Consider the following 24,404-nt stretch of genomic DNA (forward strand, 5'->3'; position numbering starts at 1 on the left):
GCACTCACCCCACCCTCTTTATAGTCGTACTGACTATTAAGGGGGTGGGTTCGCATGGACTACGACAAGTACGCCCACGAACCTTTCGCCGTCACCGCCGACCTGGCCGTCCTCACCATCCGCGACGGCGTCCTGCACGTCCTGCTCGTCGAGCGCGGGCAGGAGCCGTACCGGGGTCACTGGGCGCTGCCCGGCGGGTTCGTGCAGCCGGACGAGTCGGCGGAGGCCGCCGCCCGGCGCGAACTCGCCGAGGAGACCGGCCTGTCGGACGTCTCCGGACTGCACCTGGAGCAGCTGCGGACCTACAGCGAACCCGACCGCGACCCCCGCATGCGGGTCGTGACGGTCGCCTTCGCCGCCCTGCTGCCCCACCCGCCCGAACCGCACGGCGGCAGCGACGCCGCGCAGGCACGCTGGGTGCCGTACGACACGGCAGGCCCGCTCGCCTTCGACCACGACCGGATCCTGGCCGACGCCCATGAACGCGTCGGCGCCAAGCTCGAGTACTCCAGTCTCGGCACCGCTTTCTGCCCACCCGAATTCACGCTCGGCGAGCTGCAACAGGTCTACGAGACCGTGTGGGGCACGGCTCTCGACCGGCCCAACTTCCGCCGCAAGGTGCTCGCCACGCCGGGCTTCGTCGAGCCCGTGCCCGGCGCCGCCCGGCTCACCGGCGGCCGTGGCAAACCGGCCGCGCTGTACCGCGCCGGTACCGCCGCCACGCTCCATCCGCCCCTGCTGCGGCCCACCCCGGAAGGACGCCCCGCATGACCACGACCACCGTCCGCAAGCGCGCCGCCACCGGCTCCCTGCTCGGCCTCGCCCTCGGGGACGCGCTCGGCTTCCCGACCGAGTTCAACGACGTGCCGTCGATCCTCGCCAAGTGCGGGCCGTGGCGCGAGATGGAGCTGCCGACGCCGGCCATCGTCACCGACGACACACAGATGACGCTGGCGCTGGGGAAGGGGCTGCGGACGGCGATGGATTTGGGCGTGCTCGGACCCGGGGCGATGGTGGAGACGGTGCGTGTGGAGTTCGTCGCATGGAACCGCTCTCCGGAGAACAACAGGGCCCCGGGCAACACCTGCCTCAGGGCCTGTGACCTGCTGGAGCGCACCGACACGCCCTGGCAGGACGCCAGCCAGATCGGCTCCAAGGGCTGCGGCGCCACCATGCGCGTCGCGCCGCTTGGGCTCGTCCCCGGTCTCAGCGACGAACAGCGCGCGGGCGCCGCCCAGTTGCAGTCCGCGCTCACCCACGGGCACCCGACAGCCCTCGCCGCCTCCGACCTGACCGCGCACGCCGTACGCCTGCTCGCCCAGGGCGCCGAGCCGACCGGGCTGGTCGGGCTGCTGCGGTCGTACGCCTACGAGAACCGCACCCGCTACCACGAGCGCTGGCTCGGCGACCTGTGGACCCGCAGCCAGGACCCCACCCCCGAGCACTTCATCACGCGAGGCTGGGACGAGTGCCTGGGGATCCTGGACCGGGTCCAGGGCGCCGTACGGACCGTCTCGCCCGAGACCGATCCGTGCCTGGCCACCGGCGAGGGCTGGATCGCCGAAGAGGCCATGGCCTGCGGCCTGTTGTGCTTCCTGTGGTTCGTCGACGAGCCGCTGACAGCGCTGCGCCGGGCCGCCTGTACGTCGGGCGACTCGGACTCGATCGCGTGCCTGACGGGGGCCTTCGCGGGCGCGTATCTGGGTGCGGACGCCTGGCCGACCGAGTGGGCGGACCGGATCGAGTACCGGGGTGATCTGCTGACCCTCGGAGCGCTCTGGGACGCTTGACGGATGATCGACGCCCTGGACATCGACCTCACGCCCGTCGTCGCCGAGCAGCCCGACCCGGTGCTGTTCGCGACCGTCTCCGGCGCGCATCTGTACGGCTTTCCGTCGCGCGACTCGGACGTCGACCTGCGGGGCGTGCATCTGCTGCCGGCCGCCGACCTCGTCGGGCTGCGGGAGCCGGACGAGACGCGGTCACGGATGTGGGTCCGGGACGGCGTCGAGATGGACCTGGTCACGCACGACCTGCGCAAGTTCGTCAGGCTGATGCTGCGCCGCAACGGCTATGTGCTGGAGCAGCTGCTCTCGCCGCTCGTCGTGCACACCACGGACGCCCACCGTGAGCTGGCCGAGCTGGCGCCCGGCGTCCTCACCAGCCACCACGCCCATCACTACCGGGGTTTCGCGAACACGCAGTGGCGGCTCTTCGAGAAGACCGGCGAGCTCAAGCCGCTGCTCTACACCTTCCGGGTGCTGCTCACCGGCATCCATCTGATGCGCAGCGGTGAGGTTCAGCCGCATCTGCCCACGCTGGTCGGGGAGACCGCCCCGGGCGGGCAGGCCCAGGCGCCCGGCTATCTGCCGGAGCTGATCGCGGCGAAGGCGGAGCAGGAGCACGGGCTCGCCGACGTCGACCACGCGCGTGTGGCGGCCGACGTCGAGCGGCTGCACGGTGTGCTCGACGAGGCGCAGGCGGCCTCAGCGCTGCCCGACGCCCCGAGCGTCCACGACGCCCTGCACACCTTCGTCGTACGGTCCCGGCTGGAGAGCTGACGCGCGGCGGACGCGGATCAGGAAGTCCTCGACCCGGCGGCGGTCCGGCTCGGCCGGGAGCGGGCTGTGGTGGACGGCTTCCTCCGCCTCCCTCGCCAGGCGGGTCATCCGGGACTCGACCTCCGGCCAGGGAACCTCGCCGCGCTTCACCTCCAGCAGCGCCTCGCGCCCATCACCTACGTCGATCGTCAGGTGGCCGCTGCGCAGCAGGTCGCGGGCGCTGGTCAGGAGGCGGAGGAGGTGCATCGCGTGCTTCCAGCGCGGGGCGCCGTGGGAGCGGACGTCCGCCTCCAGCTTCTTGCGCTGGCCCAGTGCGTAGCGCGTGAACGTCTCGAAGGCCTGGCGGGACAGGAACGCCTCGCGCAGGGCGAGGAGCTCGCGGCCCGTGTCGTCGACGTGCTCCACGAGCGGGGAGTGCAGGCACTCCAGGATGTTCGGGTTGGCGCGCAGGGCGAGCTCGCAGAAGCGCTCCAGTTCCCAGCTGAACTGCTCCTCCAGCGGGCCGTCGATGTGCGTCGGCGGCTTGTCGAACCGCCAGAAGAGCGGCGTGGGGGCGAGGAACACACCCCTGCGGTCGGTGTCGCTGCCGTCCGTCGCCAGGCCGAAGGCGCGCGAGCCCATCACACAGGCATAGATCGTGTGGTCGCGGACCAGGGTCTCGGGGCGCATGCCCCGGAGCGTACGTGGCGGATCACACGAGCCGGATCGAATTTCCCTCCACGACGATGTTCTTCGCCGGCAGCGGCCTCGTCGCCGGCGGGTTGGCCACCGCGCCGTCCGTGATCTTGAACTTGCTGCCGTGGCACGGGCAGTTGATCGTGCCGTCCGAAACGCTGCCGACCAGGCACTGCTGGTGGGTGCAGATGGCGGAGAAGGCCTTGAACTCGCCCTGCTCGGGCTGGGTCACCACGACCTTCTCGTCCTTGAAGATCGTGCCGCCGCCCACCGGGATGTCGGAGGTGGAGGCCAGTTCCTGGCCCTCCTGGCCGTCCTGGTCGGGCGAGGTGGTGGTGGTCGAGTCGGTCGACCCGCCGCTGTCGTCGGAATCGCCGCAGCCGGCGACGAGCGCCGTCGCACCCGTCGCGCCGGTCGCGATGAGGATCGTGCGCCGCGTCGGACGGTAGGTCATGTCGTCACTCCGAAAGTGCGGAAGTACCAGAGGGCGGAAGTACCAGAGGGCGGAAGCGCTTCGCATGGATCAACAGCATCTTTGCACTCAAAATGCCAAAGAAGAAGCAATGCAGGATCAGATACAGGAAAACGCGCATTTCGCACTCTGGTGCCGCTCAGTGTCTCAGGGGGCGGGCGACATGCCTGGGCCGCACATGGGCTGACTAGGCTGGACAGTCGAAGAGTCGATCCGTACGTCAGCAAGGAGCAGCGCCGTGGCGGTACGAGCGGTCCGGGGGGCCGTCCAACTGGAGCGGGACGAGGCCGGTCACATGGACGAGCAGGTCGGGGCCCTGCTCACCGCGATCCTGGAGCGGAACGACCTCACCGCGGACGACCTGATCAGCATCTGGTTCACGGCCACGCCCGACCTGCACAGCGACTTCCCGGCGGCCGCCGCCCGCAAATTGGGCAACGGCTTCGCCGACGTACCGCTGATCTGCGCCCAGGAACTGGACATCGAGGGCGCCATGCCCCGGGTCGTACGGGTCCTCGCGCACATCGAGTCCGACAAGCCCCGCGCCGACATCGCGCACGTCTACCTCGGCGCCGCGGCCGCCCTGCGCAAGGACATCGCCCAGTGAGAACCGCACTCGTCATCGGCACCGGCCTCATCGGCACGTCCGCCGCCCTCGCGCTGGCGGCCCGCGGCGTCGTCGTCCACCTCGCCGACCACGACCCCGAGCAGGCCCGTACGGCGGCCGCGCTCGGCGCCGGCACGGACGAGGCACCCGACGGCCCCGTCGACCTCGCGATCATCGCCGCCCCGCCCGCCCATGTGGCCGGGGTGCTCGCCGACGCCATGCGCCGCGGCGTGGCCCGCGGCTACCTCGACGTGGCCAGCGTCAAGGGCGGGCCGCGCCGTGAGCTGGAGGCGCTGGGCCTCGACCTGTCCTCGTACATCGGTACGCATCCCATGTCGGGGCGTGAGAAGTCCGGTCCCCTGGCCGCGAGCGCCGACCTCTTCGAGGGCCGCCCCTGGGTGCTGACGCCGACCCGCGACACCGACACCGAGGTGCTGAACCTCGCCCTGGAGCTGGTCTCGCACTGCCGGGCCGTGCCGGTGGTGATGGACGCCGACGCCCACGACCGCGCGGTGGCCCTCGTGTCCCACATGCCGCACCTGATGTCCAGCATGGTCGCCGCGCGTCTGGAGAACGCCGAGGAGACGGCCGTACGGCTGTGCGGTCAGGGCATCCGTGATGTGACACGGATCGCGGCCTCCGAACCCGGGATGTGGATCGACATCCTCTCCGCGAACCCGGGGCCCGTCGCCGACCTGCTCACCGATGTCGCGACCGACCTGGAGGAGACGGTGCGGGCGCTGCGGGCGCTGCAGTCCTCCGACGAGGACAAGCGGCTGGAGGGCACGTCCGGAATCGAGGGCGTGCTGCGGCGGGGGAACGCCGGGCAGGTGCGCGTTCCCGGCAAGCACGGGGCCGCTCCGCGGATCTACGAGGTCGTCGCCGTGCTGATCGACGACCAGCCCGGACAGCTGGCGCGGATCTTCGCGGACGCGGGACTGGCCGGGGTCAACATCGAGGACGTACGCATCGAGCATGCGACCGGGCAGCAGGCGGGTCTGGTCCAGCTGATGGTGGAGCCGAAGGCGGCGCCGGTGCTGTCGGCGGCGTTGCGGGAGCGGGGCTGGGCGATCCGTCAGTAGGGGGCCCGCCACCACCGCCGTGCCCCGTGGCCGTCAGGGCGAGCCACGGGCGGCCGGACGAGTGACGCGCACCCAGTAACCTTGTGCGGGGCGCCCTCGCGTCCCCACACTCCCGTTACACCGCATCTGGAAGGTGTCCCCCCGTGGAAAACGGTGCCGCCAAGCCCGTGATTGTCGCCATCGACGGCCCCTCCGGCACGGGCAAGTCGAGCACGTCGAAGGCCGTTGCCGCACAGCTCGGGCTGAGCTACCTCGACACCGGCGCCCAGTACCGGGCGATCACCTGGTGGATGGTGGCCAACGGGATCGACATCGAGGACCCGACCGCGATCGCCGCCGTGGCCGGCAAGCCGGAGATCGTCTCCGGCACCGAGCCGGGCAACCCGACGATCACCGTCGACGGCATCGACGTCTCCGGCCCGATCCGCACCCAGGAGGTCACCTCCAAGGTCAGCGCGGTCAGCGCGGTGCCCGACGTGCGGGCCCGGATCACCGAGCTGCAGCGCAGCCTGGCGACCTCCGCGGAGGGCGGCATCGTCGTCGAGGGCCGCGACATCGGTACGACCGTGCTGCCCGACGCCGACCTGAAGATCTTCCTCACCGCCTCCCCGGAGGCCCGCGCGGCCCGCCGCAGCGGTGAGCTGAAGGGTGCCGACGTCAACGCCACCCGTGAGGCGCTGGTCAAGCGTGATGCGGCGGACTCCAGCCGTAAGACCTCGCCGCTCGCCAAGGCGGACGACGCGGTCGAGGTGGACACCACCGAGCTCACGCTGCAGCAGGTCATCGAGTGCGTCGTCACGCTCGTCGAGGAGAAGCGAGCAGGGAAGTGAGCCATTCGTCCGAGCGGGGTGCCGACGTCGGGAGACGCATCGGCGTCGGCCTGATGTACGGGCTGTGGCGGCCCCGGGTCCTGGGCGCCTGGAAGGTGCCGCCGACCGGTCCGGTGATCTTCGCGGTCAACCACAGCCACAACATCGACGGGCCGATGGTCATGGGCGTGTCGCCCAGGCCCGTGCACTTCCTGATCAAGAAGGAAGCCTTCGTCGGCCCGCTCGACCCCTTCCTGACCGGCATCGGCCAGTTGAAGGTGGACCGCCACTCCGCCGACCGCACGGCGATCTCGCAGGCCCTCGACGTGCTGTCCAACGGCGGTGTCCTCGGCATCTTCCCCGAGGGCACCCGCGGTGAGGGCGACTTCGTCTCGCTGCGTGCCGGGCTCGCCTACTTCGCCGTGCGCAGCGGGGCCCCCGTCGTCCCGGTCGCGGTGCTGGGAAGTTCCGAGAAGCGGGGACGGTTGATAAAGGGGCTGCCGCCGCTGCGCCACCGTGTCGACGTCGTGTACGGCGACCCGTTCGAGGCGGGCGACGGCAGCGGACGGCGTACGCGCAAGGTGCTCGACGAGGCGACCGAGCGCATCCAGAAGCAGCTCACCGCGCACCTGGAAAACGCCAGGCGACTGACCGGTCGCTAGGCGACACTGAGTAGTGGATCAGCAGGGCGACAGCCGCGCGGTCCACCGATCACCACGATGAACGACGAGGTACGGACTTCATGAACGACCACATCCACTCCGAGGGCTCGCCCGAAGGGCACGACCACGGAGAGCTTGGCGACGCCGAGTACGCGGAGTTCATGGAGCTCGCCGCGGAAGAGGGCTTCGACCTCGAGGACGTCGAGGGTGCCATCGAGGCGGCCGGTCACGGACCGCTGCCCGTGCTCGCCGTCGTCGGCCGGCCGAATGTCGGCAAGTCGACTCTCGTCAACCGCATCATCGGCCGCCGCGAGGCCGTCGTCGAGGACAAGCCCGGCGTCACCCGCGACCGCGTGACCTACGAGGCCGAATGGGCCGGTCGCCGCTTCAAGGTCGTCGACACCGGCGGCTGGGAGCAGGACGTCCTCGGAATCGACGCCTCCGTGGCCGCGCAGGCCGAGTACGCGATCGAGGCCGCCGACGCCGTCGTCTTCGTCGTCGACGCCAAGGTGGGCGCCACCGACACCGACGAAGCCGTCGTACGACTGCTGCGCAAGGCCGGCAAGCCCGTGGTGCTGTGCGCCAACAAGGTGGACGGCCCCAGCGGCGAGGCCGACGCGACCTACCTGTGGTCCCTGGGCCTCGGCGAGCCGCACCCCGTCTCCGCGCTCCACGGCCGTGGCACCGGCGACATGCTGGACTCCGTTCTGGAGGCCCTGCCGGACGCGCCCGAGCAGACCTTCGGCGGCGCCGGGATCGGCGGCCCCCGCCGTATCGCTCTCATCGGCCGCCCGAACGTCGGCAAGTCCTCCCTGTTGAACAAGGTGGCGGGCGAGGAGCGCGTCGTCGTCAACGAGCTGGCCGGCACCACCCGTGACCCGGTCGACGAGCTCATCGAACTGGGCGGCGTGACCTGGAAGTTCGTCGACACGGCGGGGATCCGCAAGCGCGTCCACCTCCAGCAGGGCGCCGATTACTACGCCTCGCTGCGCACCGCGGCCGCCGTCGAGAAGGCCGAGGTGGCGGTCATCCTGATCGACGCCTCCGAGTCCATCTCGGTCCAGGACCAGCGCATCGTGACGATGGCCGTCGAGGCGGGCCGCGCGATGGTCATCGCCTACAACAAGTGGGACACCCTCGACGAGGAGCGCCGCTACTACCTGGAGCGGGAGATCGAGACCGAGTTCGGCCAGGTCGCCTGGGCGCCCCGGGTGAACGTCTCGGCGTCCACCGGCCGCCACATGGAGAAGCTGGTCCCGGCGATCGAGACGGCCCTCGCGGGCTGGGAGACCCGGGTCCCGACCGGGCGGCTCAACGCCTTCCTCGGCGAGCTGGTCGCCGCCCACCCGCACCCGATCCGCGGCGGCAAGCAGCCCCGCATCCTGTTCGGCACCCAGGCCGGCACCAAGCCCCCGCGGTTCGTGCTCTTCGCCTCCGGCTTCATCGAGGCGGGCTACCGCCGCTTCATCGAGCGCCGGCTGCGTGAGGAGTTCGGCTTCGACGGCACGCCGATCCACATCTCGGTGCGGGTGCGCGAGAAGCGCGGCAAGAAGAAGTAGCGGCAGGAGCTGCTCAAGGACACGTCAAAGGGGCGGCCCGCACCGGGCCGCCCCTTTGACGTGTGCTCAGCCTCTGCGCGCCGGCGGCAGCGCGGCCGGGACGTGATGCATCCCCGCACCCTGCGGGCCGATGTGCCCGACGCGCTGCCACTGCGGCTGCTGGCCGTTGCTGCCGTGCCGGGCGCTGTGGGCCCCCGCGCTGTAGGCGCTGTACGAGCTGCTGAACGACCCCGGGCGGTGGCCGCCGTACGAGCCCGTGCCGCGCTGCATGTTCCCGAACGCGACGAACCCCATGTCCTCCTCCCCGCTGCGATCACCCGGCAGCGAGCGGAAGGACTTGACGTACTCGGCGTAGAGCGCGTCGTAGATCGGCGTGGGCGATGAGCCGCCCTGGAGGCGGGGAACGTCGTATGCATGCACGTATGTCCAAACGACCCCGCGCTCGAAGAGATGCGGCCGTGGTGACGGGTCGCCTGCTCAGCTCAGGCGCAGGAACGTACTACGCGCACAGCTCCCTGTCGGCGGGCGCTCTCAGGTACCCGCCAGTGGCAGCGCGGCCCCGACCAGCTTTCCGTTGGCCGCCGACTTGTCCAGCGCCCCCCGAAGCAGGTCCTCCCGGGGCTGGCGTCCGATGGAACCCACCGGCGCCGCGAACATCAGCACCTGCTGGTGCTTGTTCGCGGCGGCTCGCCACCCGTCGGTCACCTGAAGCGGCTGATGCGCCTGCCACCACGCGACCGGCTGCCCGCCGGTCGGCCCCGGTTGCAGCACCGCGTGCAGCTGCCCCATGGCCAGCAGTACGGACCATCCGTGCAGCACCGGCGGCACGTCGGCCAGCTCCGCCAGCGGCATGAACCCCTGCTCGATGAGCAACGGCAGGAAGTCGTCCCCGGCGCCGATCGCCCCGGGCCGCACGATGGGTCCGGTCGGCTCGACCACCAGGGCGGGGTGCAACTCCCCGGCGATCAGCACCAGTCCGCTGGTGACTCCGAGCACGGCCTGCTCCGGCACGATCGACTCCGGCTCCAGGTCGACCCGGTCGCCGGTGATGGACTTCACGGCACCCTGCAACTGCTCCTCGGTCACCTGGACGACCTGGGAGGGCAGACACGTGGCGTGGGCGAAGGCGAGGACGGCGGTCTCGTCCCCGATGAACAGGACGGTGCTGGTGCGCTCCTGTTCGGAGTCGCCCGGGGTGCGGCAGGAGGTGCAGTCGTAGCTGCCCGGGGCGTTCTCTCCGGCGAGCAGCCGGTCGGCCTCTTCGTCGCCGATCTCGGCACGTACCTCGTCGCTGACGTCGAGCATGCGCGGCACGGGTGGCTCCCTCGGGATGTGGTGCGTGGACGGGCCGGGTGGCTCCCGGCCCGTGAACCGGGCGGGTCCCGGGCTCATGAAGAAGACAACGGACGATCTGTGGCGGGAGTCACGCATCAGGGCGAACGGAATCGAACCAACCATCGCGCACCGTCACCCCGGGTGCGGAATCGCGCACTCACGGTCAACTGGGGGGAAATGCAAGGAAGTTGGTTGCGTGGGGTACGTCACAGATCATCGGGGTGCTTGGTCGACAAATCCGGAAATCAGCGAATGAAGTGGGTGGCTGAAATTCGCCGATACCGGGGGTAACTGTGAACTGGCCTGGAGCGACGAGGAGTTGGTTGATGCCGACTGCCCGCTGTCCATAGATTCCTCGGCCGTGTGCAACGAGCACCGCTCGGGTACGTCCGCCGACCGCACCAACCAGCTTGCAGCACCATCCCCGGGCGGACGGGGCGAGCGCGACTCACACGCCCGGTGGCGTGGGGAGTGGCGTTCCGCCTTGGGGGACCCCGGGTCCTTGGAGAGGGAACTACATGTCCGAATGTGCCGATACCACTCACAACAACGCTCGTAAGGCGCCGAAGGCTCCGAACGGGAGCCGGACTCGTACGACGGCGGTCCTCGCCGGGGCGGCACTGCTCGCCCCGCTCGGACTGCTGGCCGCGACCGGCAACGCCGCAGCGGCGGACAGTGGAGTGTGGGACCGCATCGCCCAGTGCGAGAGCGGCGGCAACTGGCACATCAACACCGGCAACGGCTACTACGGCGGACTGCAGTTCGCCGCCTCCACCTGGCGCGCCTACGGCGGTACGGCCTACGCCCCCACGGCGGACCAGGCAAGCAAGGACCAGCAGATCGCGGTGGCCACCAAGGTCCAGCGTGCCCAGGGGTGGGGCGCGTGGCCGACCTGTTCGGCCCGGGCCGGAGCGTCCGGCAGCGCACCCGCGGCCTCCGCCGCCGGTTCGGGCGCCCCCGCCGCCAAGGCGGCCCCGTCGACTCCGGCGCGGACGTCGGAGCGTTCGGAGCGTTCGTCGGGACACACGAACCGCGACTCGTCCCGCGGTGACTACACCGTCCGTGAGGGCGACACGCTCAGCGGCATCGCAGCCCGGCACGGGACCACTTGGCGACAGCTTCACGAGGCCAACAAGTCCGTCATCGGGGCCGATCCCAACCTCATCGTGCCTGGGCAGCGCCTCGAACTCTGAGCAGCGCTCGCTGCCCACGCTTCGGGGCCCCGCCCGGTCCGCCGACCGGGTGGGGCCCCGGCGTTCATCGGACGCGCCGCGCGGGATGGCCGCAATGGGCTGCCTAGCGTGCTCATATGAAATGCACACCGCTCACGATCGTCCTGGCCGCCACGCTGTTCACAGCCATCGCCCCGGGACCGACGCACGCAGCACAGGCAACACACGCAACGCGTCACATCCATACGGCGCCGCCCCGACCGGCCCCAGGACCGCCTCCCAAACCCGCGGCACTCGCGTGCGCCAAGGACCAGTGGCCCTGGGGCTGTGTCGCCAAGTGCGAGAGCGGCGGGAATTGGCACATCAACACCGGCAACGGCCACTTCGGGGGGCTGCAGTTCTCGCAGAGCACCTGGGAGGCCTTCGGCGGGTCGAAGTACGCCCCGCGCGCGGATCTCGCCAGCCGCAAGGAGCAGATCACCATCGCCCGGAAGGTGGTGGCAAGTCAGGGCTGGGGAGCCTGGCCGCACTGTTCCAGGCGGTACGGGCTCAAGGGCCGTATGGAATTGCGCCGGCCCAGCGTCACGGAACGGCTGACCTCGAAGACGTCGCAGCTCATCCGGAAGGGGTCGACCCGGTTCGGTGCGCTGCACGGCGCGCCCATTCGCCCGACTCGCCGCTGAACACGACCGCGCCGCGGCGCAGTTCGTAGACGAGTGCCGCCCGGCCGTGCAGGCCGGGCGGCACCCGTTGCTCGGCGACGACCACACAGGCGTCGAGTTCGCTCAGCAGCTCGTACGTGCGGGCGGCGACCGTGGGCGACATGCCCTGCGCGGGTTCGTCCACGAGCACGACACGCGCGCGTGCCAACAGGGCGCGGGACAGGGCCAGCATGCGCTGCTCACCGCCCGAGAGGGTGCCGGCGCGGCGGGCGAGGAGCGGTTCGAGCCGCGGGTAGGCGTCGAGGGCGATGTCGTACGACCGGGCCGCGAGTTCGAGGTTCTCGCGCACGGTGAGGGAGCCGAACACCGCCTGCCGCTCGGGCACCAGGCACAGTCCGCGGCGGGCCCGCTCGTATACGGGCAGCCGGGTCACGTCGGCGCCGTCCCACAACACCGCGCCGCCGGACAGGGGCACGGTCCCCGCGAGGGCGCGCAGCGCTGTCGTGCGCCCGGATCCGTTCCGGCCCAGCAGGATGGTGAGGCCGGGGCCGGGCGCGGCGATCGTGATGCCGTGGAGGGCCTCCAGAGGGCCGTAGCGCACGCGTGCGTGGCGCAGGGAGATCGTCGTCATGCGGGGGCCTCCTGGGAGCCTGCCGCGCCGAGTACACGGTCGGGAGGGCCGGAGGCGACGATGCGGCCCGCCGCCATGACGTACACGGTGTCGGCGAGGTCGGCGACCAGGTCGAGGTCGTGCTCGACGACGAGCAGGGCGGTGCCGTCGGCGGCGAGGGCCTTGAGGATGCGGGCCAGTGCGGTGACCTCTGCGGTGTCGAGACCGGCGGCGGGTTCGTCGAGGAGCAGCACGCGCGGGCTGCCCGCGAGGGCCCTGGCCAGTTCGACGCGTCTCAGTGTGCCGGTGGGCAGGTCCGCGGCCGGCAAGGCCCTCACCGGGCCATCGAGCCCCAGGAGTCTGAGGGCCCGCTCCACGGCCGAGGGGTCTCGGATCCGTCCCTGCTCCGCGCCTACGCGGACGTTCTCGGCCACGGTCAAGGAGGGGAAGACGGCCAGCTGCTGGAAGGTGCGGGCGATGCCCAGGCGGGTGCGGGCGTGAGCGGGGAGGCGGGTGATGTCGCGGGTGCCGAGCAGGACTTGGCCGTGGGCGGGGCGGTGGGTGCCGGCGAGGCAGTGGAACAGGGTGCTCTTTCCTGCGCCGTTGGGGCCGACGATGGCGGTGACCTGGCCGGGGTGGACGGTGACGGTGATGTCATCCAGGGCGGTGAAGTTGTCGTAGCGGGCCTGGAGGTGGTGCGTGCTGAGTTCCGGTGCGTGGGTGGGCGCGCGGCCTTCGGCCGCGTTCGGCCCTTGTAGGGGCCGAGCGCCGTCGGCGGCCTTCTGGCCTGCGACGCCCGACGCGGTCAGGCCCGTCAGGGTCGGCCGAGGTGCGGCTCCTCGCTCCGTCGGCCGCAGTCGCCTCCGTACCCTCACCCCCACCTCCGTCAGCCTCGCCCCCCGTCGCAGCCGCAGACTCCCCGCCGCCGTCCGCAGTGCCTCGTACGGTCCGCCGGGGAAGCGGCCCACCAGTACCGCCAGGATGCCGATCAGGGCCGCTGCCACGCCGCCACGGGCGCCCGCGTCGAGGCCGACGAGGAGGGCCGCTGCGACCAGGGCGCCGAGGGTGCTGTCGGCGCCCAGGACGACTACCGCGGCGAACCAGAGGAGGCCGCGGACGGGGCCGTAGGCGGCCGGGTCGAAGGCGCGCAGGCCCATGCCGAGCATTCCGCCGCCCAGGGCAGCCAGGGCGGCGCCCGAGACGAAGGCCAGGAGCTTGAGGGAGGGCACCTGGACGCCTGCCGCCGACGCCCCGGACTCGTGGTCCCGCATCGCCGCGAGGGCCCGGCCCGTGCGGCCCCGGCGCAGCAGCCAAGTCGTCAGCAGGGCGGCTGCCAGGAGGGTCAGTTCCAGGGCGTAGTAGGCGCGGTCGCCGTCGAAGCCCGCCGGGCGGCCGAGGGAGAGGCCCGAGATCGCGTACGGCTGGGCGAACACGAAGCGGCTCACGCCGACACCGACCGCGAAGGTCGCCAGCGCCAGGGCCAGGCCCCGGCGGCTGATCGCCGGCCAGCCGGTGAGGAGACCGAGGGGGGCCACCAGGACGACCGCCAGCGCGAGGGCGGCGAGCTCCGGCAGCCGGGGGAGGCCGGGGAAGCTGCCCGCCGCCAGCAGGGCCGTGAACAGGGCGCCGAGGCCCGCGTACGCCGCCTGCCCCAGGGAGATCTGGCCGCCGCGGCCGGTGACGACGACCAGGGAGAGCAGCACCACGCCCAGCGCCGGCACCTGCACCGACGTATGCAGGTCCGAGCCCGCGAAGCCCAGGGGGAGCAGGAAGAGGACCATCGCCACGATCCAGGCGCCCGGAGGGGTCGGCACGCGCGCGGTGGCGGAGCGGGGGAGCGCGTCGCGGCTGCCGACACGGGGGAGGGCCAGGGCCGCGATCAGCAGGGCGACGACGAAGAGGTTCGTGCTGACGGCCTGGAGAAGCGGGGCGCCCCACCCCGTCGGGTGCAGCCGCGTCAGCTGGCTCTGCGCCACCCCGATGGCCAGCGCCGTCAGCACGGCGACCGGCAGGCTGCGCATCCGCGCGGCCACCGCGACCGCGACCACCTCCATGACCAGCAGCGGCATGCCGTACGGGTCCAGGCGCACGTACGGGGCCAGCAGCACGCCCGTCAGGCCCGCCGTGAACGAGCCGAACGCCCAGCCCGCCGCCGCCACCCGGTCCGCGTCGACACCGCCGAGGACCGCCAGTTGACGGTCGTCGACCACGGCACGCAGTTCCCGGCCGAAGCGCGTCCAGCGGATCACCGCGCCGACCCCGGCCGCCAGCAGCAGCGCCACCGCCAGCTGGCCCCAGGGCTCCGCCGACATCAGCTCCGGCGCGTCGTCCCGCGCCCCCTGGCCCCACAGCAGTACCGCGCCGCCCACCAGCAGCACGAAGACGCCGATGGAGGCGACCAGGGTCTGCGCCGGGTCGCTGCCCAGGACCGCGAGTGGACGGAAGACGAACCGTTCCAGCGCCATCCCGATGCCGGGCGCGAGCACCAGCAGGGTCACCGCCGCGCCCGCCCACAGCGGCCAGCCCCACTCCACCACGCACTGCCGCAGCGCATACGCGCACACCATCGCGATCGCCCCGTGCGCGAAGTTCAGCACGCCGGTCGCCCGGTACGTCACGACCAGGCCGATCCCGCTGAGCGCGGCGGCGCTGCCGACCGCCAGACCGGCCAGCGTGAGGTCGTACGTCAGGGAGGACACCGGGGCGGACCTCAGTCGTCCGCTTCGGCTGGCTCACAGATCGGGCACGGGCCCAGTTCGCCGCTGCGCACCAGCTTCGCGTCGACCGGTACGGCCTCCACCTTGCCGGCGACCAGCGGGCAGTCCGCGCGGTGCCAGAGGGTGCCGCCCGGCACCATCAGCAGGTCCCCGCTGACCGCCGTGGGCGCCGTGGCCGCCTGGCCGGACTCATCGGCGTCGGCCGGCTCCACGGCCACCAGAAGGCCGTACAGCTCCTCCACGCGCGCGGCGGCGAGCGCGCCCCGGCCGTGCGTCAGCAGCAGCGACCCGGCGATGATCAGCGCCGCGCCGGGGACCGTGCAGGACGCGAGGTACGGCAGCTGCCGCTCGGCGAAGCGCTCGCCGGAGACGCCGTACCAGCCGATGACGCACAGCACCGCGCCGGCCGCCAGCGCGGCCCAGCCGGCCCACAGGACGGGGTGCACGGTCCGCAGTCGGGCTGTCCGCATCGCTGGCTCCCACGCGTCGGGTTCGGGGGCACGCACATCCGATTCGGCGCATGTGCCTGTCCATGTCAGCCAATGGCTTGCACTATGCCTCCTGCAAGCTGACCCTGAAAGCACCGGGCGCACACGGCCCGGATCGACACCCGGCGGTGAGCCAGATGGTTCTCGGGAGCGACCTCAGGCGGAGCAACGCGGACAGGCGGCACGGCCCACGGGCGACAGGACGGGGCACCGCGGTGGCGGCGGCCCTGCTCCTCTTCCTCGCCCCGGCCCTGGCGGCCTGCAGCGACGACGAGGGAGGCGGCGGCAACGAGACGCCGCCGACACCCACCGTCGAGCAGACCGAGCCGGGCGGGCAGCAGTCGCCGGCCGCGACGGCGCCCGCCGACGCGGGGGCGGCCGAGACCGAGATCAAGCAGAACTGGCAGAAGTTCTTCGACCCGGCGACGCCCATGAAGGAGAAGCAGACCGTCCTGGAGAACGGCGACCGCATGGGCCCGGTCCTGGAGGCGTTCAGCGGTGACGAGCGCGGCGGGCAGGTCGAGGCGAAGGTCTCCAAGGTCGAGTTCACCTCGCCGACCGGCGCGAACGTGACGTACGACCTGACGCTGAAGGGCGCGACGGCCCTGCCCGATGCCTCAGGCACCGCCGTCGAACAGGACGGCACCTGGAAGGTGTCCGCGAAGACACTGTGCGCGCTGGTCCAGTTGAGCGGCAATGGGTCGCCGATCCCGGGGTGCTGAGGCGGCGATCGCCGTGATGGTGCTGGCTCTGAGTACGGCGTGCGGCAGCCGGCTGCCGGAGAGCGACTTCGAGCACCGCGACCGGGGCGGCCCCACGACACCCGCGGGCGACCGTACCCCGATCCGGGTCGGCATCATCGCCGGCGTCACCAGCCCGGTCGGCGGCAGCGCCTTCACCGGCCCGCGCGACGGTGCCAAGGCGTACTTCGACCGCCTCAACGCACGCGGCGGCATCGACGGCCGCCGCGTCGAGGTGCGCGAGTGCGACGACGGCGGCAGCGGTGTCGGCAACAACGAGTGCGTGCACAAGCTCGTCGACGAGGAGAAGGTCGTCGCCCTGGTCGCCACCACCGCCCTGGACTACGCGGGCGCGTCCCGCGTCTCACGCGCACGCGTGCCCGACATCGGCGGCCAGCCCATCGGAACCGCCTACGACACCTACCCGCACCTGTACGGCATCTACGGCAGCCTCGCGCCCCGCGACGGCACCACCGGCTGGGACGGCAAGCAGTACGGCGGCACCGAGGTCTACCGCTACTTCAAGCGCGAGCACGGCGCCCGTACGGCCGCCGTCGTCTCGTACAACCAGTCCGCGTCCGCCGCCTACGCCCGGCTCGTCGAGCGGGGGCTGAGGGCCGAGGGCTACAAGGTCGTCACCGAGCAGGTCGACTTCGCGCTGCCCAACTTCCGCGCGGTGGCGGCCGATCTGAAGGAGCAGGGCGCCGACCTCGTCTTCGACGCCATCGACACCCACGGCAACGCCCAGCTGTGCAAGGCGATGGACGACGTCGGCGCCGAGGTCACCGCCAAGGTGACGAACGTCCAGAACTGGACGTCCACCGTCGCCGAGGACCACAAGGACTCCCCGCGCTGCCGCAACGCCCTGTGGGCGACCGGATCGTCCCGCAACCACGAGGACACCGGCCAGGCCGCCGTACGGGAGTTCCGGGACGCGACCAAGGGGCTCAAGACGCACTCCCAGTGGCAGCTGGAGGGCTGGGCGGCGGCCATGTGGTTCACGGACGCCGCCAAGTCGTGCGCCGGGCAGGGAGTCACGCGTGCGTGCGTCGACGACTTCATGAACCGCAGCCAGGGATACACCGCCGACGGCCTGCTGATCCCGGTCCGGTTCGAGCGGCTGGCCGAGCCGCCGAAGACCCGCCGGAGCTGTCTGTCGGTGGCCCGCTGGAAGGACGGCCGGGGCTGGGTCGCCCAAGGAGACATGAACCACACGTGCTTCGACGTCCCGCAGCTGTCGTACCGGCCGTGACGGGCAACCAAAAGGCGGTGTCGCCGGTCCAACCGACCAAGCCGAGAGCCGAGGGAGGAACCGCAGCGCATGACGCCCGTGTCGCAGGCAGTACCACTGCGCGCCGACTGCATCGCGGATTCGGCGGGCGGGCTGACGTTTGACGTCACCGCGGTCGTGGCCACCGAGGCGGCCCACCTCGTGCTGCGCCACCGCGAGGGCGACGAGGAGGTCACCCTGCCCCTGACCCCGGCGACGACGGGCCGGCTGCGGGCCGCGCTCCCCAGCAGCGTGGGCCTGCCGGAGGGCCACTGGGACGCGTACGCCAGCGTGACGGAGGAGGAGCCGGACCAGCGTCTGGCGCCCGGTGACATGGACGTCCACCCCTCCGCCTCCCGGGTGCCGTACGAAACCCGGCAAGGCAACCTGAGCGTCGAATCCCGGGTGCCGGCAACGCTGTTAGGGGCACTCCCGAGCCCCTAGGGCCTGGCAAAATCGGATCATGTTGGAGACCTCGGCAAGACTCCTGCGGCTGCTCTCCCTGCTCCAGGCCCACCGCGAGTGGTCCGGCGCCGACCTGGCCGACCGCCTCGGCGTCACCCCGCGCACCATCCGCCGGGACGTCGACCGGCTGCGCGAGCTGGGCTACCCGGTCAACGCCAGCCCCGGCACCGGCGGCGGCTACCAGCTCGGCGCCGGTGCCGAGCTGCCGCCCCTGCTGCTGGACGACGACGAGGCGGTCGCCGTGGCCGTAGGGCTGCGCACGGCCGCGGGCCAGGGAATCGAGGGCATCGGCGAGACCTCGGTGCGGGCCCTCGCCAAGCTGGAGCAGGTCCTGCCGAACCGGCTGCGCCGCCGCGTGGGCGCCCTGAACGCCTTCACCGTGCCGATGCTGCGCGGCCCCCAGCCGTCCGCCGTCGACCCGGCCGTACTGACGGAACTCGCCAACCTCTGCCGGGACGCCGAACGCCTGCGCTTCGAGTACCGCGACCACGGCGGCGCCCCCACCCGCCGTACCGTCGAGCCGCACCGCCTGGTGTGCAGCGAACGGCGCTGGTACCTGGTCGCCTGGGACCTCGACCGCGAGGACTGGCGTACGTTCCGCGTCGACCGCATCACCCCCAGGCCGCCGCACGGCCCGCGCTTCACCCCGCGCACCCCGCCTGCCGAGGACCTCGCCGCGTACGTCTCGCAGGGCGTCTCCACGCGCGCGTACGCCTCGCACGCCGTCGTCCGGCTGCTGGTGCCCCTGGAGGAGGCCGCCGCGAGCATCTCGCCCACCACGGGTCAGCTGGAGGCGGACGGTCCCGACAGCTGCCTCCTGCGCACCGGCGCCGGAAGCCTCGACGTGATGGTGATCCATGTGATGCTGCTGGGCTTCGAGTTCGAGGTCGTGGAGCCGGACGAGCTCGTCGAGGCGATCAGGACGGCTCACGGCCGGCTTGCTCGCTCTTTGGCTCGGGCTGCGGAGCCTCCAACGCGTGCTCAGGGTGGTGCAGGTCGAACGCCGGGGACTCGGAGCGGATCTTCGGCAGCGCGTTGAAGTTGTGCCGCGGGGGCGGGCAGGAGGTCGCCCACTCCAGGGAGCGGCCGTAGCCCCAGGGGTCGTCGACCTCGACCTTCTTGCCGTACTTCGCGGTCTTCCAGACGTTGTAGAGGAACGGCAGCGTCGACATGCCGAGCAGGAACGCGCCGATCGACGAGACCGTGTTCAGCGCCGTGAAGCCGTCGGCGGCGAGATAGTCGGCGTAGCGGCGCGGCATGCCCTCGGCGCCCAGCCAGTGCTGCACCAGGAACGTGGTGTGGAAGCCGACGAACAGCGTCCAGAAGTGGATCTTGCCCAGCCGTTCGTCGAGCATCTTCCCGGTGAACTTGGGCCACCAGAAGTGAAACCCGGCGAAGATCGCGAAGACGACGGTGCCGAAGACGACGTAGTGGAAGTGGGCGACGACGAAGTACGAGTCGGAGACGTGGAAGTCCATCGGCGGCGACGCCAGGATCACCCCGGTCAGCCCGCCGAACAGGAACGTCACCAGGAAGCCCACCGCCCACAGCATCGGCGTCTCGAAGGACAACGAGCCCTTGATCATGGTCCCGGTCCAGTTGAAGAACTTCACGCCCGTCGGCACTGCGATCAGGAAGCTCATGAACGAGAAGTAGGGCAGCAGCACCGCACCGGTGACGAACATGTGGTGCGCCCACACCACGATCGACAGACCGGTGATCGCCATCGTCGCCCCGACCAGCGTCAGGTAGCCGAAGATCGGCTTGCGGCTGAAGACCGGGATGATCTCCGTGATGATGCCGAAGAACGGCAGCGCGATGATGTAGACCTCGGGATGCCCGAAGAACCAGAACAGGTGCTGCCACAGCAGCGCCCCGCCGTTGCCCGCGTCGAACACCACCGAGCCGAACCGGCGGTCCGCCTCCAGCACCAGCAGCGCGGCCGCGAGCACCGGGAACGCCATCAGGATCAGGATCGACGTGAACAGCGTGTTCCACACGAAGATCGGCATCCGGAACATCGTCATGCCGGGCGCGCGCATCCCGATGATCGTGGTGATGAAGTTGACCGCGCCGAGAATCGTGCCGAAGCCCGCCAGCGCGAGGCCCATGATCCACAGGTCGGGGCCGATACCGGGTGAGCGTTCCAGGCTGTTGAGCGGCGCGTAGGCGAACCAGCCGAAGGAGGCGGGCCCGTCCGGCACGATCAGCGAGCCCATCACGATCAGCCCGCCGAACAGGAACAGCCAGTACGAGAACATGTTCAGCCGCGGGAAGGCCACGTCCGGGGCGCCGATCTGCAGCGGCATCAGCTCGTTGGCGAAGCCCGCGAAGGTCGGGGTCGCGAAGAGCAGCAGCATGATCGTGCCGTGCATGGTGAACAGCTGGTTGAACTGCTCGTTGCTCAGGATCTGCATCCCAGGCCGGGCCAGTTCGGCCCGCATCAGCAGGGCCATGACACCGCCGGCCAGGAAGAACCCGAACGACGTGATCAGGTAGAGGTGCCCGATCTTCTTGTGGTCCGTGGTGGTCAGCCAGTCGACGACCACCCGGCCGCCCGGCTGTTTGCCCCGCATGGGCCGTGCCGCCGCCTCTGCGGTGTGCGTCCCCATCGCTCGCTCGCCCCTTCGCTCGTCGCGCCCCGGGCCCGCTGAAGCCCGCGCCGCACGCGCCGACGCGAGCTCACGCCATGATGCTCGCGTGGCCGACGCTCCGACAGAGGGCGTACGGCGATTCTGTGGTGGAACCATGTACTTTCTGTGCGGCACAGGCTCTCGCCGGCCCGCGCACCCGCTGCGGCAGCAGCCAATGTCGCTGTGGCGGGAAAAGGAGTCCACGGCAGTTCTCCGGGAACTTTTCCTCCGTCCTATTCGCCATGGCTTCGCGACACGCAGGAATTACGATCAAATGCCTGCGGAAGGCCTACGGAACCGCTCATCCGTGTGACGCGGAGTGTCCGAAACGCGTGTCGTGGTTCTGTGACAAAAGCGTGACCGGAGAGGGACGTGTGACCTGGATGGCCGCTACAAAGGCCCCCGGTCCGCTCTGGCCCGATCCCGCGCGAAGGCCCTAGCGTGGCGGCATGGCACCCATTCCGAAACCCCCTGCCGAACCACAGGACAGCCCGGACACTTATGTCGGCCTCGACGTCGACCGGGCCGAGCGACTGGCCCGTGACCGAGGGTGGTCGACGGTGCGTTCGCTGCCGCCGGGGGCGATCATCACCATGGAGTACCGGAGTGGCCGGATGAACTTCGAGGTGAAGGACGGCCAGGTGGCTCGGGCCTGGAAGGGCTGACGAACGGCGACGGCCCCGGTTCCTGAATCAGGAACCGGGGCCGTCGCCGTGCCGGGGTGGCTGTGTGTACCGAATCCCGCCGGCAGGGGCCGTCAGCCGCCCGTGAGGGGGCGGGCCGGATGGGCGGGGCGGGGGGTGCTGCGCTCCGTGTGCGGCGGGCGGCGGCTGCCGGCCGGGGTGACCGGTGTGCGCTCCCCACGCGCCGTGTGCGGGCCGGGGGCCAGGTAGGCGGGCGGGTGCACGGTCGTGCGGGGCGAGCGGGCGGGGGAGGCCGCCTCGCGTGCCGCGGCCTCGTCGTCGACGGCCACGGGGTGCGTCTTGAGCAGCACCGGAGCCTCGACCGGGGCGGTCGGCACCGACACCGTGCCGGCCCGGCGCTCGCGCCAGCGGTCACGCAGGTCGAAGATCCAGGACTCGGACCGGGCGATCAGCGGCTCGAACCACGGCAGGGCGAGCAGGATCAGCAGGCCGGCGGCCCAGCCGAGCAGCACATCGCTCAGCCAGTGCGTACCGAGATACACGGTGGACAGGCCGACGCCCAGTGAGGTCACCGCCGACAGGGCAGACAGCCAGCGGCGCGCTCTCGGGGTCGAGGCCAGATAGGCCAGGATTCCCCAGGTCACCACGGCGTTGGCGGTGTGGCCGCTGGGAAATATATCGCCGCCGAGCCACATCTCGTTGGAGCCGACGGTCGTCGCGTAGTGCGGTCCGAGGCGGCCCATGCCGAGCTTGGCGGCACCCACCGTGACGTTCAGCAGCAGCAGGGAGACGCCGAGCGCGAGCAGCGGGCGCAGCGTGTGCTGCCGCCAGGAACGCCAGCCCAGCCATGCCGCGACCATCACGGCGGTGGGGCCGCGCTGGCCGAGCACCACGTAGTAGTCGACGAAGGCGTGGATCTCGGCCCACTGCTGGTACGGGCGGAAGAACATGACCTGCCAGTCGAGCCGGACCAGCCACGAGGTGATGATGATGGCCCACACGATGGCCACGTAGAAGGCCAGGGTCGAGGTGAACAGCACGACCCTGTGCCGCGTCATCCGCGGCACATCGATGTGGGCCGGGCGTTCGGGCTCCCGGTCCAGCCTGGCGAAGACCCGGTCCAGACGGGTCAGCTTTCGTTCGGTACACACCCAATCGACGTTACAGCGAGTGAGCGCAGTTCAACGGCGATTCCACGGCTTTGTGATGACGATGTGATGTGGGATTCCTCTCAGGCGGGGGTTTATTTCCAAGGAATCCGCAATCGACGGACGCTACATCCTTCAATTCCTTTGATCATTCTGTTGGTTCGTTTTTTACTGCTTATGAATTCGTTCACCGAATCATGGTGCGGAATTCCCCCGGAGCTCACCGGTCAGGGGTGGTGGATGTGGCGTACGCCACACGCGTTCGTGCGGAGTCTGAGAGGTCCGCCACTCGGCACCGACGCGGACTCGCGTACTCTGACGAGTCACTCGCCCTTCGTTGCGCGGGCCGGAGACCACCGCTCCTCTCCGGCCGAGTCCACGGGGAGTCCCCACCCCGTGTGCCCCGCCGAGGGCGAGGGAACATCTGGGAGGTACGTACATGTCCGGGACGACCACGGCTGCCGCTGCGCTGCGCCGTCGGGCGGCCGGGGCCGGTGCCAACCGCTGGGTCGTCCTCGTCGTCCTCTGTGTCAGCCTGCTGCTCGTCGCGGTCGACGCGACCGTGCTGCACGTGGCGGTGCCCGCTGTCACCGAGGACCTCCGGCCCGGCGCGATAGAGCTGCTCTGGATCGTCGACATCTATCCGCTGGTCTGCGCCTCGCTGCTGATCCTCTTCGGCACACTCGGTGACCGGGTGGGCCGCAGACGGGTCCTGCTGCTGGGGTACACCCTCTTCGGCCTGGCCTCCGGCCTCGCGGCCCTCGCGCACGACCCACAGGTACTGATCCTGGCCCGCGCCCTGCTCGGCGTCGGCGGCGCGATGATCATGCCCGCGACCCTTTCGATCCTGCGCCAGGTCTTCCCCGACCGGCGTGAGCGGGCCCTCGCCATCGGCATCTGGAGCGCCGTCGCCGCCGTCGGCGCGGCGGTCGGACCGCTGCTCGGCGGCTTCCTCCTGGAGCACTTCTGGTGGGGCTCGGTCTTCCTCGTCAACATCCCGCTGATGCTGATCAGCCTTCCGGTGGGACGCCTGCTGCTGCCCGAGTCCAAGGGCGACCACAAGGGTCCCTGGGACGTGGTCGGCGCGCTGCTCGCGGCAGCCGGGCTGTTCGGCATGGTGCTGGGCGTCAAGCGGCTCGGCGGCGGAGAACCGGTGGGCAGCCTGTTCACCGTGGTGCCGCTGGTGGTCGGTGTCGTCCTGCTGGTCCTCTTCGTACGACGGCAGCGACGGCGGGCGTATCCCCTGGTCGACCTCGCGATGTTCGCGCGGCCCGCCTTCAGTACGTCGGTCGGGTGCATCGTGCTGGCCATGCTCGCCCTCGTGGGGCTCGAGCTGATCGCGGCGCAGTACCTGCAGTTGGTGCTGGGCCTGTCACCACTGGAGACAGGGCTGCGACTGCTGCCGCTGACGTTCGCCGCCATGGCGGCCGGGCTGGCCGGCGCGCGGATGCTGCGGCGGTTCGGGCCACGGCGCATGGTGTGCGCCGGATTCTGTGTGACGGCCGTCGCGGTCCTGCTGCTCACGGCGATGGGCGGCGAGGACAACCCGGGCCTGCTGCTGTTCGGCTTCGTACTGCTGGGCTTCGGGCTGGAGACGACGCTCTTCGGGGCGTACGAGTCGATGCTGAGCGAGGCCCCGCAGGAGCAGGCCGGCGGGGCGGCTGCGATCGGCGAGACGTCGTACCAGCTGGGCGCCGGCATCGGTATCGCGCTGCTCGGCAGCGTCATGAACGCGGCGTACGCCCCCGGACTGACGGCCGTGCCGGGTGTTCCGGCGTCGGCCTCCACCGCCGCTTCGCACTCGCTGGGTGAGGCGTACGAGGTCGCTGCCCAGCTGGGCGGGTCCGCGGGGGTTTCCCTGCGTCATGCCGCACAGAACGCCTTCGTGCACGGGCTGCATGTGACCCTGCTCGTGAGTGCGGGGCTGTTGCTGCTGGGTGCGGTGATGGCGTTGCGGTTGCCGCGGGTCATGCAGTGCGATGCGCCGACCGTGGAGCTGCCCAAGCCGAGGGAAGTCGCGGAGTCCCGCGTCTCCGCCTGACGAGCCTGCTCCCCTCTGGAGCTGCCGCTCCCCCCGGGAGTCGTACTGGACG

General features: G+C 71.1%; 25 protein-coding genes and 1 pseudogene. 16 read left to right on the forward strand and 10 right to left on the reverse strand.

What is annotated here, in order from left to right; translation table 11 throughout:
- Positions 1-54 precede the first annotated feature (54 nt).
- From OHT51_RS33225 to OHT51_RS33235, 3 genes are read left to right on the forward strand one after another with little or no spacing between them, the layout of a single operon-like run.
- Positions 55-771: an NUDIX hydrolase gene (locus OHT51_RS33225; protein ID WP_328882599.1), complete on the forward strand. Its 717-nt coding sequence runs from the start codon at positions 55-57 to the stop codon at positions 769-771.
- Positions 768-1,790, forward strand: a complete 1,023-nt coding sequence (locus OHT51_RS33230) for an ADP-ribosylglycohydrolase family protein (protein WP_328882600.1) — start codon at positions 768-770, stop codon at positions 1,788-1,790. Before OHT51_RS33225 ends, OHT51_RS33230 begins: the two co-directional genes overlap by 4 nt.
- A gap of 3 nt (positions 1,791-1,793) precedes the next feature.
- Entirely contained in the window at positions 1,794-2,561 is a 768-nt protein-coding gene (locus OHT51_RS33235) for a nucleotidyltransferase domain-containing protein (protein ID WP_328882601.1), read from the forward strand.
- On the opposite strand, the gene OHT51_RS33240 is transcribed toward OHT51_RS33235, so the two are convergent.
- Genes OHT51_RS33240 through OHT51_RS43420 form a run of 3 tightly spaced genes read right to left on the reverse strand, consistent with a single transcriptional unit; the run spans position 2,487 to position 3,829 of the window.
- Positions 2,487-3,230: a nucleotidyltransferase domain-containing protein gene (locus tag OHT51_RS33240; RefSeq protein WP_328882602.1), complete on the reverse strand. Its 744-nt coding sequence runs from the start codon at positions 3,228-3,230 to the stop codon at positions 2,487-2,489. The genes OHT51_RS33235 and OHT51_RS33240 overlap by 75 nt on opposite strands.
- A 22-nt stretch (positions 3,231-3,252) precedes the next feature.
- Entirely contained in the window at positions 3,253-3,690 is a 438-nt protein-coding gene (locus tag OHT51_RS33245; RefSeq protein ID WP_328882603.1) for a Rieske (2Fe-2S) protein, read from the reverse strand.
- 4 nt (positions 3,691-3,694) lie between these two features.
- Positions 3,695-3,829: a DUF6529 family protein gene (locus tag OHT51_RS43420; protein WP_443052625.1), complete on the reverse strand. Its 135-nt coding sequence runs from the start codon at positions 3,827-3,829 to the stop codon at positions 3,695-3,697.
- 117 nt (positions 3,830-3,946) lie between these two features.
- Between OHT51_RS43420 and aroH the strand changes: the two genes are divergently transcribed.
- The 5 genes from aroH to der all read left to right on the forward strand — a co-directional run bounded on the left by aroH (position 3,947) and on the right by der (position 8,427).
- On the forward strand, positions 3,947-4,315 hold the full coding sequence (gene aroH, locus OHT51_RS33250; protein ID WP_328882604.1) for a chorismate mutase: 369 nt from the start codon (positions 3,947-3,949) through the stop codon (positions 4,313-4,315).
- Positions 4,312-5,397, forward strand: a complete 1,086-nt coding sequence (locus OHT51_RS33255) for a prephenate dehydrogenase (protein WP_328882605.1) — start codon at positions 4,312-4,314, stop codon at positions 5,395-5,397. The genes aroH and OHT51_RS33255 overlap by 4 nt, the downstream gene beginning before the upstream one ends.
- A gap of 143 nt (positions 5,398-5,540) precedes the next feature.
- Positions 5,541-6,227, forward strand: a complete 687-nt coding sequence (cmk, locus tag OHT51_RS33260) for a (d)CMP kinase (RefSeq protein WP_328882606.1) — start codon at positions 5,541-5,543, stop codon at positions 6,225-6,227.
- Positions 6,228-6,280: 53 nt separating this feature from the next.
- Positions 6,281-6,868, forward strand: coding sequence for a lysophospholipid acyltransferase family protein (locus OHT51_RS33265; RefSeq protein ID WP_328884527.1), 588 nt, complete (start codon positions 6,281-6,283; stop codon positions 6,866-6,868).
- Positions 6,869-6,948: 80 nt separating this feature from the next.
- Positions 6,949-8,427, forward strand: coding sequence for a ribosome biogenesis GTPase Der (der, locus tag OHT51_RS33270; RefSeq protein WP_328882607.1), 1,479 nt, complete (start codon positions 6,949-6,951; stop codon positions 8,425-8,427).
- Positions 8,428-8,493: 66 nt separating this feature from the next.
- Here der and OHT51_RS33275 read toward each other — a convergent pair whose 3' ends face one another.
- A complete protein-coding gene (locus OHT51_RS33275) occupies positions 8,494-8,847 on the reverse strand; it encodes a hypothetical protein (RefSeq protein ID WP_328882608.1) in 354 nt (117 codons plus the stop codon).
- Positions 8,848-8,958: 111 nt separating this feature from the next.
- Positions 8,959-9,741 (reverse strand): hypothetical protein, encoded by a 783-nt coding sequence (locus OHT51_RS33280; RefSeq protein WP_328882609.1) that lies wholly within the window; start codon positions 9,739-9,741, stop codon positions 8,959-8,961.
- 539 nt (positions 9,742-10,280) lie between these two features.
- Between OHT51_RS33280 and OHT51_RS33285 the strand changes: the two genes are divergently transcribed.
- Both OHT51_RS33285 and OHT51_RS33290 read left to right on the forward strand, forming a co-directional pair.
- Entirely contained in the window at positions 10,281-10,955 is a 675-nt protein-coding gene (locus OHT51_RS33285; protein WP_328882610.1) for a LysM peptidoglycan-binding domain-containing protein, read from the forward strand.
- A gap of 116 nt (positions 10,956-11,071) precedes the next feature.
- Positions 11,072-11,617, forward strand: a complete 546-nt coding sequence (locus OHT51_RS33290; protein ID WP_328882611.1) for a transglycosylase family protein — start codon at positions 11,072-11,074, stop codon at positions 11,615-11,617.
- Here the strand turns inward: OHT51_RS33290 and OHT51_RS33295 are convergent.
- From OHT51_RS33295 to OHT51_RS33305, 3 genes are read right to left on the reverse strand one after another with little or no spacing between them, the layout of a single operon-like run.
- Complete coding sequence (locus tag OHT51_RS33295) at positions 11,550-12,227, reverse strand: ABC transporter ATP-binding protein (RefSeq protein WP_328882612.1); 678 nt, start codon at positions 12,225-12,227, stop codon at positions 11,550-11,552. The genes OHT51_RS33290 and OHT51_RS33295 overlap by 68 nt on opposite strands.
- Positions 12,224-14,905 carry an ABC transporter permease subunit gene (locus tag OHT51_RS33300; protein ID WP_328882613.1) on the reverse strand — a complete coding sequence of 894 codons (2,682 nt, stop codon included), beginning with the start codon at positions 14,903-14,905 and terminating at the stop codon, positions 12,224-12,226. The genes OHT51_RS33295 and OHT51_RS33300 overlap by 4 nt, the downstream gene beginning before the upstream one ends.
- Positions 14,906-14,916: 11 nt before the next feature.
- Positions 14,917-15,393: a hypothetical protein gene (locus OHT51_RS33305; RefSeq protein ID WP_328882614.1), complete on the reverse strand. Its 477-nt coding sequence runs from the start codon at positions 15,391-15,393 to the stop codon at positions 14,917-14,919.
- Positions 15,394-15,548: 155 nt separating this feature from the next.
- On the opposite strand from OHT51_RS33305, the gene OHT51_RS33310 reads away from it, so the two are divergent.
- The 4 genes from OHT51_RS33310 to OHT51_RS33325 all read left to right on the forward strand — a co-directional run bounded on the left by OHT51_RS33310 (position 15,549) and on the right by OHT51_RS33325 (position 18,925).
- Positions 15,549-16,133 carry a hypothetical protein gene (locus tag OHT51_RS33310; RefSeq protein WP_328882615.1) on the forward strand — a complete coding sequence of 195 codons (585 nt, stop codon included), beginning with the start codon at positions 15,549-15,551 and terminating at the stop codon, positions 16,131-16,133.
- Complete coding sequence (locus OHT51_RS33315; protein WP_328882616.1) at positions 16,108-17,403, forward strand: ABC transporter substrate-binding protein; 1,296 nt, start codon at positions 16,108-16,110, stop codon at positions 17,401-17,403. The genes OHT51_RS33310 and OHT51_RS33315 overlap by 26 nt, the downstream gene beginning before the upstream one ends.
- Before the next feature lie 69 nt (positions 17,404-17,472).
- Positions 17,473-17,865 carry a hypothetical protein gene (locus OHT51_RS33320; RefSeq protein ID WP_328882617.1) on the forward strand — a complete coding sequence of 131 codons (393 nt, stop codon included), beginning with the start codon at positions 17,473-17,475 and terminating at the stop codon, positions 17,863-17,865.
- 19 nt (positions 17,866-17,884) lie between these two features.
- Positions 17,885-18,925: a helix-turn-helix transcriptional regulator gene (locus tag OHT51_RS33325; RefSeq protein WP_328882618.1), complete on the forward strand. Its 1,041-nt coding sequence runs from the start codon at positions 17,885-17,887 to the stop codon at positions 18,923-18,925.
- Here OHT51_RS33325 and ctaD read toward each other — a convergent pair.
- Positions 18,924-20,636: pseudogene (gene ctaD / locus OHT51_RS33330) on the reverse strand (aa3-type cytochrome oxidase subunit I); the annotation flags it as partial. The gene OHT51_RS33325 and the pseudogene ctaD sit on opposite strands and share 2 nt — an antisense overlap.
- Positions 20,637-20,968: 332 nt before the next feature.
- Between ctaD and OHT51_RS33335 the strand changes: the two are divergent.
- Positions 20,969-21,184 (forward strand): I78 family peptidase inhibitor, encoded by a 216-nt coding sequence (locus OHT51_RS33335; protein WP_328882619.1) that lies wholly within the window; start codon positions 20,969-20,971, stop codon positions 21,182-21,184.
- 92 nt (positions 21,185-21,276) lie between these two features.
- Here OHT51_RS33335 and OHT51_RS33340 read toward each other — a convergent pair whose 3' ends face one another.
- Positions 21,277-22,314, reverse strand: a complete 1,038-nt coding sequence (locus OHT51_RS33340) for a phosphatase PAP2 family protein (RefSeq protein WP_328882620.1) — start codon at positions 22,312-22,314, stop codon at positions 21,277-21,279.
- Between the two features lie 436 nt (positions 22,315-22,750).
- On the opposite strand from OHT51_RS33340, the gene OHT51_RS33345 reads away from it, so the two are divergent.
- Positions 22,751-24,352 carry an MFS transporter gene (locus tag OHT51_RS33345; RefSeq protein ID WP_328882621.1) on the forward strand — a complete coding sequence of 534 codons (1,602 nt, stop codon included), beginning with the start codon at positions 22,751-22,753 and terminating at the stop codon, positions 24,350-24,352.
- Positions 24,353-24,404: the final 52 nt, after the last annotated feature.

It is taken from the genome of Streptomyces sp. NBC_00299 (assembly GCF_036173045.1).
In the GTDB taxonomy this organism is placed as follows: domain Bacteria; phylum Actinomycetota; class Actinomycetes; order Streptomycetales; family Streptomycetaceae; genus Streptomyces; species Streptomyces machairae.